Consider the following 14,310-nt stretch of genomic DNA (forward strand, 5'->3'; position numbering starts at 1 on the left):
ATCTTTCATATTTTATCAAATCTCGTTCATGCCTACACGCAAGCCTATTCACACCTACACTTTATAGTAACCCTATCAAAAATCGCTTTCGATCGGAGACTATCCCAATGGCAAAGTCCAATATGCAAGCACAAACACCAGAATCATCCACGCGCGGCCGTGAATTAAAAGCGCTTGGGTTCATCATATTCCTACTCTTCCCCGCGCTCACCATCGCTGGGATCGGTTTTTATGGGCTCGTCATTTGGATGATCCAAGCCTTCGGCGGCGTTGTCAGCCACTAATCCAAAGCTATTTAACATGCAGTTACTTTTTTGAGGACGCGATTATGAAGTGGTTAACTAACCTCTGGCGCACACTAAATCAACCCACCAAAGCGCTCACCTTAGGCGCCGTGAGTATCAGCGCTTTTATCATGGGCATTATCTTCTGGGGCGGATTTAACACTGCGCTCGAAGCCACCAACACAGAAGCTTTTTGTATCAGCTGTCATAGTATGGAAAGCAAACCGTACCAAGAGTTACAAGAAACCGTGCATTGGTCGAATCATTCTGGTGTGCGCGCCACCTGCCCCGATTGCCACGTGCCGCATAACTGGAGCCGTAAAATCGCCCGAAAAATGGAAGCCTCCCACGATGTCTGGGGCTGGTTATTTAATACCGTTAACACCCCTGAAAAATTTGAAGCTAAACGTTTAGAAATGGCGAGTCGTGAATGGAAACGTTTTGATAGAGATAACTCCTTAGCCTGTAAAAACTGCCACAACTACAACTCGATGAAATGGGAAACCATGTCACCGCTGGCCCAAAAACAGATGAAACGTGCCGCCGAAATCGACCAAAGCTGTATCGATTGCCACAAAGGTATTGCTCACCATTTACCTGAAATGGGTACTGCTCGAGCGCCAGAACTGATTGCCGAAGTTGGCTCAGGTGTTAGCTCAGTCGAAACCAATCAAAGCTATTACAGTGCTCTGACTAAGCCTTTATTCTTCACTGATAAGGGCGATGTGGAAGCAGGCACACTCAATGTAGCGACTAAAGTCAAAGTGCTTGATACCCAAGGTAAGCGCATCAAAATTAGCATTGAAGGTTGGCGTAAAAAGATTGGTGCTGGCCGCGTGATCTACATGGACTTTGGCGTGAATATTTTGTCTGCACAGTTGACCAAAGATGCCGCTGAAACCGAAGGCGTTATCCAAACCTTTGAAGAAAAAGAAGATCCAATGACAGGCCTAAAATGGCAGCGGGTTGAAGCGCAAATTTGGACCGAGAAAGATTACCTGCTGACCGATCTGCAACCGCTTTGGGGTTATGCCAAAACGACCTTCCGCTCAAGCTGTAGTGTGTGTCATACCCAACCCGATGAAGCGCACTTTGATGCCAATACTTGGCCGGGGATGTTCCAAGGCATGTTGGCCTTTGTGAATATGGATCAAGACACCCAAGCGTTAGTGCAGAAGTATCTGCAGGAACATTCATCTACTTTTGTGAAAAAAGAGCACTAATTCGGGAGTAATACCATGAACAGACGAGATTTTTTAAAAGGCATCGCCTCATCCTCTTTCGTCGCCTTAGGTGGCAGCTCAGTGTTAGCGCCCTTAAATGCCTTAGCCAAAACAGGCATTAATGAAGACGAATGGTTAACTACAGGCTCACACTTTGGCGCCTTTAAAATTAAGCGCAAAAATGGCGTAATTTCCGAGGTAAAACCCTTTGACCTCGACAAGTACCCAACGGACATGATTAACGGTATCCGCGGCATGGTCTATAACCCATCTCGCGTGCGTTACCCTATGGTGCGTTTAGATTTTTTACTCAAGGGCCATAAAAGTAATACTTTGCAACGGGGTGATTTTCGCTTCGTTCGGGTCACATGGGATAAAGCATTAAGACTGTTTAAACATTCACTCGATGAAGTACAAACCAAATATGGTCCATCGGGCCTACATGCGGGGCAAACGGGTTGGCGAGCCACGGGTCAACTGCATTCTTGCACCAGCCATATGCAGCGCGCTGTGGGTATGCACGGCAATTATGTGAAGAAAATTGGCGACTATTCGACTGGCGCTGGCCAAACCATCATGCCTTATGTATTAGGTTCGACGGAGGTTTACGCCCAAGGTACTTCTTGGCCGCTGATTTTAGAGCACAGCGATACTATTATCCTCTGGTCAAACGATCCGTATAAAAACCTACAAGTGGGTTGGAATGCTGAAACTCACGAATCATTTGCCTACCTTGCGCAGCTAAAAGAAAAGGTCAAACAAGGCAAGATTCGGGTGATCAGTATCGATCCCGTGATATCAAAAACCCAAACCTATTTAGATTGCGAGCAACTTTACGTCAACCCACAAACCGACGTGACGTTAATGTTGGCTATCGCCCACGAGATGATTAGTCAAAAACTCTACGACGATAAATTTATCCAAGGTTACAGCCTAGGCTTTGAAGAGTTTGTTCCCTATGTTATGGGCACTAAAGATGGCATAGCCAAAACCCCTGAATGGGCCGCGCCCATCTGCGGTATTGAGGCCCATGTTATTCGCGACCTGACTAAAACCTTAGTTAAAGGCCGCACCCAATTTATGATGGGTTGGTGCATTCAGCGCCAACAGCACGGCGAACAACCCTATTGGATGGCAGCGGTGTTAGCGACCATGATGGGTCAAATTGGTCTGCCAGGTGGTGGCATTAGCTATGGTCACCACTACTCAAGTATTGGTGTACCTGCATCGGGCGCCGCAGCGCCGGGGGCTTTTCCACGTAACTTAGACGAAAATCAAAAACCGCTTTTCGATAGCACTGACTTTAAGGGCGCCAGCAGTACCATTCCGGTTGCCCGTTGGATTGACGCGATTCTCGAACCCGGTAAAACTATTGACGCCAACGGCTCAAAAGTGGTCTATCCCGATATTAAAATGATGGTGTTCTCAGGTAATAATCCATGGAACCACCATCAAGATAGAAACCGTATGAAGCAGGCTTTCCACAAATTAGAGTGCGTGGTCAGTATCGATGTAAACTGGACAGCGACCTGCCGTTTCTCGGATATTGTGCTACCCGCTTGTACGACCTATGAGCGCAACGATCTTGATGTTTATGGTGCTTACGCCAACCGCGGTATTTTGGCTATGCAAAAAATGGTTGAGCCGCTATTTGATAGTTTGTCTGACTTTGAAATTTTTACTCGTTTTGCCGCCGTGCTTGGCAAGGAAAAAGAATACACTCGTAACTTAAGCGAAATGGAATGGATCCAAAACCTCTATAACGACTGTAAAACCGCTAATGCAGGCAAATTCGACATGCCAGACTTTGCCACCTTTTGGAAACAAGGTTATGTACATTTTGGCGATGGAGAAGTATGGACGCGCCATGCCGATTTTAGAGACGATCCAGAAATCAATCCACTAGGCACTCCATCAGGCTTAATTGAAATATTTAGCCGTAAAATAGACCAGTTTGGTTACGACGACTGTAAAGGCCACCCTACCTGGATGGAAAAAGCCGAGCGTAGCCATGGCGGACCCGGTTCAGACAAACACCCAGTGTGGTTACAATCTTGCCACCCTGATAAACGTTTGCACTCGCAGATGTGTGAATCGCAAGAGTACCGCGAAACCTACGCAGTCAATGGCCGCGAGCCTGTATATATCAGCCCTGTCGACGCAAAAGCGCGCGGCATCAAAGATGGCGATATCGTACGAGTCTTTAACGACCGTGGCCAACTGTTGGCGGGCGCTGTGATATCAAACAATTTCCCTAAAGGCGTTGTGCGTATTCACGAAGGCGCCTGGTATGGCCCTGTGGGTAAAGATGGCAGCGTTGAGGGCGGTGCTGAAGTCGGCGCGTTGTGTAGCTATGGCGATCCTAACACTCTCACCTTGGACATAGGCACATCAAAGCTTGCCCAAGCTTGCTCTGCTTATACTTGCTTAGTTGAGTTTGAGAAATACCAAGGTAAAGTACCTAAGGTCAGCTCCTTCGATGGCCCACTGGAAGTTGAAATCTAAGCTTAAACCCATCACGCTGGGTGCGCCGAATATGGCGTATCCTGCGTGTAAAAATCTAATCCCCAAAATCTAAGTATTCAATCTTAGCGCCAAACTTAAGCATCAACATTGAGGAATATACAATGAGCCAAGTCGATATCAACCATGCCAGAGCCTTGGTTTATCAACTATTATCGTCACTGTTTGCCCGCGAAATTGATGAGAAAAGGCTTAAAGAGCTTACTAGCGAAGCGGCGCAGCAATTCTGGATCCAGCTTGGTGCTGACACTCAGTTATCGCCATCTGTAGATAAAATACGCTGCAGACTCAATGGAATACAAGACCATGAGGCGCTACTCGAACTCGCTGCCGATTACTGCGGTATCTTCCTTGTCGGCACTAAGCACAGCGCTTCACCCTATGCGAGCCTGTATTTAAATACGGAAGATGAGCCACTCATGTTTGGTCAGCAACATCAACAAATGAGTGAGTTTTTGCACCAAAGTAAATTACAGGTACAAAGCCATTTTCCAGAGCCTGCAGACCATTTGGCCGTTATGCTCGCCTATATGGCGCACTTATGTTGTCACAGTGATGACAGCACCCAATTGCGTTTTTTGGAAACCTGCATCAATTCTTGGTTAGCCACGTTTACAGCACAACTGATCAAATGCGACAAAAATGGTTTTTATAGCGCGGTGGCAATACTGACTCTCGAGTGGGTGAAGCAAGATACCTTACAGTTTGAACCACAGATGGCGTAAATGGGCTCAAGCTTGCATTAATCCGCTAGTGTTGAGTTAATCAACCAAGCGAATATCATGCCGATGACATTCGCTTTTTGCCTTTATTAACCCACTTTAACTCCGGCTATCGACCATAAATAGCCAACAAACCGATAAGTTAACTAACTCTGCGGTTCTAACCATTGCTGTAAAGCGGCTATCGATGCCCGCCAGCAAGACTCTAGTTGCTGATACTGGGTAAGTTCTAACACATTATCAGCACTGCTTTTTGGCACTACTTCTAATCTCTTCGCTAATTGCGCTAACGCTATCAACCCCATACTGGCACTACTGCCTTTAAGTGCATGTAGCAGTTTTGCTGCGTCACAATTAGTTGCAGCGGGTGACAAACTGGCAATTTGTTCAGCACTGGAATCACTAAATAACTCAAACATAGCAATAAGCGCATTGACACCAAGCACTTCTTTATCTTGCTCTAACTGTGTTAAATCTAATAATGGCCCATCATCAATAGCCTGCGCTGTAGACGCTAATGCCATTGGAGCCAATACCGAGGCTTGCGCGTTATTGGCCGCCGATGGCACTGTCAATGCGGCACTGGGTGATAGAGCGACAGCAACGCCTAACCATTCTATTAAGGTTTGTAGGCTCAGAGGTTTAGCGAGTACGGTATCAAATCCTACCTTATGGTAAAGCTGTAAATCCTCACTCTGCATCTGCGCGGTGAAGGCGGCAAATTTAACCTTAGGCGTGGCGAACAAGCTTTTTAATTGCGGTAATAAATCGATACCTGAACCGTCACTGAGCTGGATATCCAGCATCACAGCATCAAAGTTTAAGCCGCTTGATGAAGCAAGCTCAAGCGCCTGCTGGCAGCTGATAGCAAGCACTGACTCATGGCCTAAATGCGCTAAAAAACCCTGCGCCACCATAGCATTAACGTTATTATCCTCTACCACCAGCACTCGCCTAATGGGGACTAAGGCGCTCTCTTTTACTCCTATAGCATGGGTCATATCGCATTCGCTAAAGGCCAGCGTAAAGCCAAACTCACTGCCCTTTTCAGGCTGACTTTTAACCCAAATCCCCCGACCATTACTATCCATCAACTCAACTAATTGTTTACAAATAGCGAGCCCTAACCCCGTGCCGCGGCTACGCCCGGGGTTAGGCGAAGCGGCGTAGGGAACAAACAGAGTCTCTAGTGCAGCAGGCGTAATACCTACGCCAGTGTCCTGCACGACAAAAGACAATTTAGCCCCTTGCAGGCTGACATTTAGCGTCACGCCGCCCTTCTGAGTAAATTTAATGCCATTACCAATTAGGTTAAACAGCACTTGACGCAATTTAGGACCATCAATATTGATACAGCGGGGTAATTTAGGCTTGTTCACTGTTAGGCTAAGCCCTGCCAAATTGGCGCCCGCCACCATGATCGCCAGCACTTCATCAAGTAAGTTATTAATATCGGTAGGCCTTGGCTCGTGGGTTAATTTTCCTTGCTCTAAACGCGAAAAATCCAAAATATCATTCAACACAGTTTGCAGTAACGTGCCGCTATATTGCGACAGAGCTAACATTTGCTGCTGTGCGGGAGGCAAGTGACTGTGGCCGAGCAAGGTTAAGGTGCCAAGTAAACCATTTAGCGGTGTACGAATTTCATGGCTCATAGTCGCAAGAAACTGAGATTTTGCCTGACTTGCATCTTCGGCTATTTGCCGTGCCTTAGCATGGCCTTTAGCTTCGGCGTCAAGGCGGATATTCGTCTCAGCAAGTTGTTGCGTACGAGTGGCAACGGTCTGTTCTAACGCCTTTTTGTGTTCAATCAATTCATCGGCAACCTGACGTAAATCTGCCTGTAATTTAAGATTATGGGCTGTTTTCCGTTTAAAGGCTTCGATAGCATTCGCCATTGCAGTCAATTCATCATCGCCATGGGCATCTAAGCTCACATCTGTGTCGCCTAAGCTCAAACGCGACATAGCTTTAGTTGCCTTATTTAATCTTAGTGCGATACCACGATAAATCACCCGATAAATCACCAACCCCATTACGACAAACATCAAGGCACCCGTGCCCCAAAGTCCAAGCCGAGCGAGGGACATCTGCTGTAAATAATCGCTGCGTGCCACTTCAGCCTGCTGTTGTTGCTGATTGAGCGCACTATCTACCAAGGTATTGAGCCCATAAAGCTTTTCGGCTAACTCCTGCTGTTGCCGCTGCTGTTGCTGTAGCGTTAAGCTCAATTTCCGTTGCAGTTTAATGATTTGCGGGGTTTCTGCCAGTACGGCTAATTTGGTTTTTAAGGCCTGCAATCGACCAGGATCGCGAATAATTTCAGGCACATTATCAAGTGCCATTAAATCGATGCTCACGCCACTTGGCTCGGTATCCTCTATTTTATGGACTAACGCCCTGTCCATTGCACTCGCCAGTGTGGGCTCAACAATCTTAGAACGATAAGCTGGGTTAGTGCTGGCAAAGGTTGCCAGTAAACTTGGCACACTTAATTGCAATTGGGACTGCAACTCGGAGGATTCAAATAATTGACCTAACAGGGCTATTTGATGGACTAACTTAAGGGCTCGATTAAGTTGCTCTTGAATATCTAACTCGCGGTCAATGACATCATCGAGCAGTTGGCCGCTACGACTCATGCCAGCCATATCGGGATAGGCCTGACTTAACTTAGCCAAGATAGCCGAGTCAACAACCGCCAGTTCAGACTGAAGTAATTCGGAGGTACGCCCTGCCGCGATGGATAATTTACCCGCGGCAAGTTGTAGCTCACTGCCCATCGTCAACCGGTGGCCAACACTGTTCCCTAGCGAGGTTAATTGACTGATGATTTGCTTAGCCAGCTCCGATAAATGTTGTGTTTCGTTAACATCTAAAGTGGTTAATATTTTGATGCCATTTAGCATATTGGCACTTTCAATATTTAGTTTACGGCCAATAAACTCACGTTGGCGTTCATTCTCAACCCGTACAAGTTGCTGTACGCCATCGGATAACGCATTAGAGGCTTGCACAAGTTGGCGTGCGGCCTGAGATGCTGGCAGGGATTCTTCATATAAATAACTATCGGCCTGTTTTAGCCAATGCAAACTCAAGCTACCTAGGCTCACAAGCAGCAACAACAATATGCCTAACACACTAAAGGCGAGCATTAATCGACCGGTTAAACTGGTGCGCGATAAAGATAAAGGAGTCACACATCTTCCTTAAACTGTTACAATATCACCCCAAATAACGCTAAATGGATACTACGGGATGATGCAAAAATATTGGCGGCGATTACACCTATTTGCCACGCTCACACTCGCCACCTTTAGCCTGATATTTTCAAGCATTACGGCTAGTCAAACAATCACTTGGCCATTAGAGCAGCGTACGCCATTCAATGTTAAAATCCAGCAAGCTCAAGCGTTAGCTTACTTACCGCTGACAACAGCACAAAAGCCTTGGCATCTGTGCGCCCTAGTACCGCACCTTAAAGATGCCTACTGGATTGGCATCGACTATGGATTAATTCACCACGCTAAAACGCTCGGCATCTCCCTTGATCTTTTCGAAGCGGGCAGTTATTACCACCAAGAAAAACAACTCGAACAGCTCAAAACCTGTATGCAAGGCAATTATGACGCCATACTGCTTGGCGCCGTGAGCCCAGATTTATTAGCTCAATTTACACTACCGCTCAGCAAACCCGTCATAGCCTTAGTTAATCGGCTCAATAGCAACCAAGTGCAAACCCATATTGGGGTAAATTGGTATCAAATGGGGCTAACTGCAGGTCAATTCATTAAAGCCGATGCCAAAGCAACACACACCAATAAAACAGCAACCTTAGCGCTCCTTGCTGGGCCAGAAAACCTAGGTGGCACTGATTGGGTTGAACAAGGTATTCGTCAAGCACTCGAAGGCAGCCAAGTCTCGATTAGTGCCATTCAGCATGCCGATAATAATCGCAATCTTTATCGCGATCAGCTGCAAATACTACTTAAAGCCCAGCAGCCAGATTATATTCTCGGTAGCGCCGTGGCGATTGAGTCTGCCATCAGCACCTTGAAGCAAAAAGGATTAAGCCAACAAATTAAACTCGTGAGCAGTTACTTGTCCCCTGCCATTTTACGCGGGCTTAAACGACAAAAAGTCATCTACAGTAATGATGACTTAGTCGTGCTGCAGGGAAAACTGGCTATCGATATTGCCGTAAAGCAACTCGAAGGGGCTAAGCCGTTCGGAGATATCGGCCCAGCGATTATAGCGCGGACGCCGTCTAACGCTTTATCGACATTAACCTTCAGCCTAGCAGAAGCCGATTTTTATCCACTGTATAAAGTCAGGCCTGTAACCGACTAATCATCCACTTTTGCGGCAAAAAGATAACCTTCACCATGAATGGTCACAAATAAGTCTGCGTTGAGTTTATTACGTAAGCGGCGAATAATCACATCTATAGTTCTGTCATTCACATCTTGATTACGATGACTGGTTTGCTGCATCAAACGCTCGCGGGATAACACCTGTTGCGGATGCAAGGCAAACACGACCAATAACTCAAACTCTGCTTTCGTCAGTTTAATTACATGCTCGCCATCGCGTAATTTACGACTATTTAATTCAAGCTGAAACCCATCGAAACAAATCACATCATCTGGCTGAGATAAGGCTTTTGCAACCGCTAACTCAGCTTGTTTCACCAGTGAAATTCGCCATAAGAGGTTTTTAACCCGTACCAGCAACTCCCTCAACTCGAAAGGTTTAGTCACATAATCATCAGCGCCCATTTCAAGGCCAATAATTTTGTCGATAGACTCATCTCGCCCCGATACCAAAATAATACCTACATGGGAGCGACTACGCAGTTCACGGGTTAAACTCAAGCCATCAACACCGGGCAAATTAATATCCAGCATAATCAAATCGATATGTTGACGATTAAACTCGTACCACATTTGCTCGCCATCCGCGGCCTCAATAACGCGATACCCTTCTTTTTCAAAATATCCTTTTAATCTCGCACGAATAACCGCTTCATCGTCGACAACCAGCACACTATAAGCCATTTTCAATTTCTCTTATTTTTCTTAAGTGAATTATTCATACTTTTTCACATTTGCATATGAGTGATAGATTAAATATGCGATCTCGATAGCCTTATTGCCTAAAAAATAACTGCGCTTTTACAGTCTCATCAATATGACTTATGCTTAGGGCACTGATGGGGCTACTCTTTAGCTGACTATGAAAGAAAAAGGATTGGGTATGGACGAAAGACGCATGTTTTCGCGGATTCTATTTGCCACAGATGCTCGTCTGACGCAGGGCGAAACGAAATGGGAGACGACCATTCTCGATCTGAGCCTGAATGGTGCTTTGGTAGAGGAACCACAACACTTTAGCAACTCGGGTGAGGCTATTACACTCTGCTTCACTCTGCCAGAATCTGATATTGAAATCAGTATAGATACTGAATTAGTGCATCAAAAAAATGCCCAACTCGGGCTTAAGTGCAACTTCATCGATGTTGACAGTATTAGCCACCTAAAGCGTATGGTAGAACTCAATCTAGGTGATGCTTCTTTGCTTAATCGTGAACTGATGTTATTTATTAAACAACATAATACGACTGATTAAAATACACGATAATAAACACAAACAGCGCCTAATGGCGCTGTTTTGATTTAAGACGTTTATATCGCAACGCACGTAGAACTTAATGATATTTAGATTGCTTCTAGCGCTTCAGACAACTTAGAAACACCCACCACTTCCATCCCGGCTAACGGTTTTTTAGGCACATTAGCCTTAGGCACAATCGCCCGTTTAAAGCCATGTTTAGCGGCTTCAATTAACCGTTCTTGTCCATTAGGCACTGGACGAATTTCACCAGATAAGCCCACCTCACCAAAAGCAACTAAGTCGCTCGGTAAAACATCACCACGAAAACTCGATACCATGGCAAGCAATAGCGTTAAATCGGCACTGGTTTCGGTAACTTTAACGCCGCCCACCACGTTAACAAATACATCTTGATCCGACATTTGTAAACCGCCATGGCGATGCATTACCGCAAGTAACATAGCTAAACGGTTAGCGTCCATCCCCACCGCCACGCGCCGCGGGTTAGACATGGCCGAGCTATCCACCAGCACTTGCAACTCCACCAGCAGTGGCCGAGTGCCTTCCCACACTACCATGACTAAAGAGCCCGAAGACTCTTCTTCACCACGGGACAAAAAGATTGCCGATGGGTTCGCAACTTCCTTTAGGCCGCGCTCGGTCATGGCAAATACACCTAACTCATTAATAGCGCCAAAACGGTTTTTATGGGAGCGCAAAGTACGGTAGCGACTATCACTATCGCCTTCAAACATCACCGAACAATCGATGCAGTGCTCCAACACTTTAGGACCGGCCAAGCTGCCATCTTTAGTGACATGGCCAACCATGATCACGGCAATGCCGTTTTCTTTGGCAAAACGCGTTAAATAGGAGGCTGATTCACGTACCTGCGACACACTGCCAGGGCTTGATGCCACGTCGCTCATGTGCATAACCTGAATCGAATCAACAACGATGACTTTGGGTAATTCTCTAAGGGCTACTTGGCAAATTTGCTCGACACTGGTTTCAGATAGCATCCGCAGTTTATTGGTCGGCAGTCCAAGACGATGGGCACGCATGGCCACCTGTTGCAAAGACTCCTCACCGGTGACATACAACGCCGGCATGTGCTCGGCTAAATGACAGAGGGTTTGCAATAACAGCGTACTCTTACCCGCCCCAGGATGGCCACCGATCAAAATGGCTGAGCCAGGCACAATCCCGCCGCCAAGCACACGATCGAGTTCGCCGAAATGGCTCAATATCCGTGGCAAAGCATTGAGATCGATTTGATCTAATGTCTTTACTTCATTACTGCTGGCACCGGCATAACCGACAAACTTAGTGCTCTGTCCAGGTGAAGCTGCACCGAGTCTGACCTCAGTAATCGTATTCCATTCTTGACACGCGCTACATTGCCCCTGCCAACGGGGGAAATCTTGCCCACACTCATTACACACGTATGCTGTTTTATTCTTTGCCATAACTCATTAAAATCTGTATAAAATCAATTTAAGTAACTGCGAATACTGCCGACATAAGACTAACAGTCCAATACAAAATAAGCATTAAAAAGAACCCTAAATGAGTTTAGATAACCACAACGCGATAATCGAACAGCTCAAGCCTCTGGTGATGGAACCTAACTTCCAAGAGATATTTCAACAGCTGACGATTGATGAATCCAATTCGACCCGTTTTCTATTAAAAATGGAACTCAATCGTTTGGCCTCACCTTGCACACGGGTTATCGACCTCAGGGATAAATCTGAGTTGCCCTGTACAGAAGTAAAACTAGGCCAACAACGACATTTTTTAGATGAGCCCGCCAAACATAGTTTGCATCAAGCTATCTCTTTATTTCGAAACCAGTATACCTTGGGTGTATATGAAAATGTCCTTGCTGAACATCAACAACGTCGCCAAAAATTACGCCAAAGCGCACCACTAATTGAAATAGTTGAGCCAGAACCTTTTATGGTGCCTGGCGTAGTATTAGGCAGCTATTTTAACCGCGCCGAAGAGCGGATGAACTACAGTATTCGCATTAGCGCATCGCAAGGGGGCCGCAGCGAAGTCCTTGGGATCACCACGGATTTATCCATTGGAGGCGCCCGCATTCGTATTGCGGCAAATCATCCCTTTAATCTAGACCAGCCACTTAGAATTAAATTACTGGAACTCAGTGAAGAGTTTTATTATCCCGATCTGCAACTCGGTGTTGACTATGAGATAGTCGATAGCCAAACCAATAGCGAATATATTTGGTTAAGACTGAGGCGCATCGGTGGGACTGACGCGTTAGCTGAAATGCTAGGTAATCTTATCCGTGGCTATAAGTTAAGATATAAAGTCGATGTGAATGATGTGGTAGTCACAGCATCGGGGCTCGGGTTTGAACGCCACTATTTACCGCACCTACCGCACTTACCCTTATATTTTAATACTCAAACCCAAGGCTTGAGCCATATGCTGCTCAGTCGCGATAACCAGCAAATAGTACATTATTTTCAAGATGAAAATGATATAAGCCAAATACCGGCTATGCTAACGCCAGAGCGGTTATCGGCATTATTTAATCATCCGCAAAACCCCGACCATGGGCTATTTTTTAGCTTTACCTATAATGCCCAAGGTAATCTGTATTTCTACTCGGCCACTTTAGCTGAGTTAAAAGCTAAGGGCATGATGCCGTTATTCTTAGGCTTTGCTTCCACCAAACCCAGTTGGCGAATATTTAAATTAACCGCAGATAAAATTTATCATGGCAAAGGGTATCGCCACGCCACTTTACCGGGGGATGAAGCAAAATTTAGCCCATTGGTCGAGCAGCAATTATCACAACTTAGCCATTTACTTCAGCTTATTGATATCAGTAATGAAGATGCCAGAGGGCATTACAAAGCATGGCAAGATGAAAGCGATGCCAACGCTCTAAAAACCTTTGGCCAGCAGCGCTCGACCAGCCATCAAATTAAATCAATCGCGATGCAATTTAGTGAACGACGCCAAGAAGCCCGTTTCGCCTTTAAAACCTTAGTCAATGTTTCTCAAGGCGAACTGACCTGCGCAGGGATCACGTTAGATATTTCTAGCCGAGGCATGCAGCTGACGCTAGATAGTGCGACAGACTTTTCATCCAATAAGCCCTTGATACTCAGCTTTCCCAAGCTACAAACCATTGCAGGTAAAACTCAACTAGAGAATCTGCCCTATCGTTTAGTTCGTACCCGAAAAAATGGAGTGACACTGCACCTAACGGCTGTAATGGGCCATACCCCCCATGTTGGGGTCGAGTTTTTAAATAAACTCATTAGCCATAATAGAGCGAAATTAGAACAACTAACGGAAAGCAATGGCGAAAATAAAGAGCTTGCCGACGGCTTAAAAAATATTTTGATGCGTACATTAAATTCGGTGCCCTATTTTATTGAGAGAACGACAAAGTCAGCGCAAATTGCCTGCTTGGGTGTCAGCACCCAACAAGACGATATATGCGATATTTTTGCTGCTGGCACTTCAGATACGCTGCAATATGACTTAACGCCGCTGTTAAAGGACGGCCTATTTAAGCGAGATATTCTCGATCCCATTCGTAAAATGAAACCACAGCAAGAAATGGATTTTATTGAAGTATTTATTCAACTCACGCGCCAGTCGCGCGGGAAAATCCATTTAAAATGTGTGTTAGCAACCAACGTCGGCGATAAGCAAAGTCAAATTGCTTTTATTAAACAAAGTAAAGTTGCGGGTCGTTTCATTGCACTACGTATTTTCCGCGGTGCAACAGAAAAGCCAGATATGAATTATCTGCGCCATGAGCTTGAATACATTAATATTCATGCAAACCACAAAGCAAAACAATTAGAAGATCAGTTGTGGCGAATTATTGGTGTCGGAGAACTGCTCGATATCACCCAAGCAGTTGAATTAAGATATCCAGCGTTATATCAATAGCGG

At 45.7% G+C, this 14,310-nt stretch carries 10 protein-coding genes; 7 read left to right on the forward strand and 3 right to left on the reverse strand.

Features of this window, described 5'->3' with window-relative positions; translation table 11 throughout:
- Nucleotides 1-107 precede the first annotated feature (107 nt).
- The 4 genes from torE (at nt 108) to torD (ending at nt 4,755) form a co-directional block, all read left to right on the forward strand.
- The gene (gene torE / locus L2717_RS08725; protein ID WP_220772877.1) at nt 108-284 is read left to right on the forward strand and encodes a trimethylamine N-oxide reductase system protein TorE; all 177 of its coding nucleotides are present in this window, start codon (nt 108-110) and stop codon (nt 282-284) included.
- 44 nt (nt 285-328) lie between these two features.
- Nucleotides 329-1,507, forward strand: a complete 1,179-nt coding sequence (gene torC, locus L2717_RS08730) for a pentaheme c-type cytochrome TorC (RefSeq protein WP_220772876.1) — start codon at nt 329-331, stop codon at nt 1,505-1,507.
- A 15-nt stretch (nt 1,508-1,522) separates the two neighbouring features.
- A complete protein-coding gene (gene torA, locus L2717_RS08735; RefSeq protein WP_220772875.1) occupies nt 1,523-4,012 on the forward strand; it encodes a trimethylamine-N-oxide reductase TorA in 2,490 nt (829 codons plus the stop codon).
- Between the two features lie 122 nt (nt 4,013-4,134).
- Nucleotides 4,135-4,755, forward strand: coding sequence for a molecular chaperone TorD (gene torD / locus L2717_RS08740; protein WP_220772874.1), 621 nt, complete (start codon nt 4,135-4,137; stop codon nt 4,753-4,755).
- Between the two features lie 143 nt (nt 4,756-4,898).
- Here torD and torS read toward each other — a convergent pair whose 3' ends face one another.
- Nucleotides 4,899-7,952 (reverse strand): TMAO reductase system sensor histidine kinase/response regulator TorS, encoded by a 3,054-nt coding sequence (gene torS / locus L2717_RS08745; RefSeq protein ID WP_220772873.1) that lies wholly within the window; start codon nt 7,950-7,952, stop codon nt 4,899-4,901.
- Between the two features lie 58 nt (nt 7,953-8,010).
- Between torS and torT the strand changes: the two genes are divergently transcribed.
- On the forward strand, nt 8,011-9,102 hold the full coding sequence (torT, locus tag L2717_RS08750) for a TMAO reductase system periplasmic protein TorT (RefSeq protein ID WP_220772872.1): 1,092 nt from the start codon (nt 8,011-8,013) through the stop codon (nt 9,100-9,102).
- Here torT and torR read toward each other — a convergent pair.
- Complete coding sequence (torR, locus tag L2717_RS08755; protein WP_220772871.1) at nt 9,099-9,809, reverse strand: two-component system response regulator TorR; 711 nt, start codon at nt 9,807-9,809, stop codon at nt 9,099-9,101. The genes torT and torR overlap by 4 nt on opposite strands.
- A gap of 199 nt (nt 9,810-10,008) precedes the next feature.
- Between torR and L2717_RS08760 the strand changes: the two genes are divergently transcribed.
- Nucleotides 10,009-10,380: a PilZ domain-containing protein gene (locus L2717_RS08760; RefSeq protein ID WP_220772870.1), complete on the forward strand. Its 372-nt coding sequence runs from the start codon at nt 10,009-10,011 to the stop codon at nt 10,378-10,380.
- A gap of 89 nt (nt 10,381-10,469) precedes the next feature.
- Here L2717_RS08760 and radA read toward each other — a convergent pair whose 3' ends face one another.
- Nucleotides 10,470-11,834: a DNA repair protein RadA gene (gene radA / locus L2717_RS08765; RefSeq protein ID WP_220772869.1), complete on the reverse strand. Its 1,365-nt coding sequence runs from the start codon at nt 11,832-11,834 to the stop codon at nt 10,470-10,472.
- Between the two features lie 100 nt (nt 11,835-11,934).
- On the opposite strand from radA, the gene L2717_RS08770 reads away from it, so the two are divergent.
- A complete protein-coding gene (locus L2717_RS08770) occupies nt 11,935-14,307 on the forward strand; it encodes a PilZ domain-containing protein (RefSeq protein ID WP_220772868.1) in 2,373 nt (790 codons plus the stop codon).
- The last annotated feature ends 3 nt before the right edge of the window (nt 14,308-14,310 follow it).

Source organism: Shewanella glacialipiscicola (assembly GCF_023283485.1).
GTDB classification, from domain to species: domain Bacteria; phylum Pseudomonadota; class Gammaproteobacteria; order Enterobacterales; family Shewanellaceae; genus Shewanella; species Shewanella glacialipiscicola.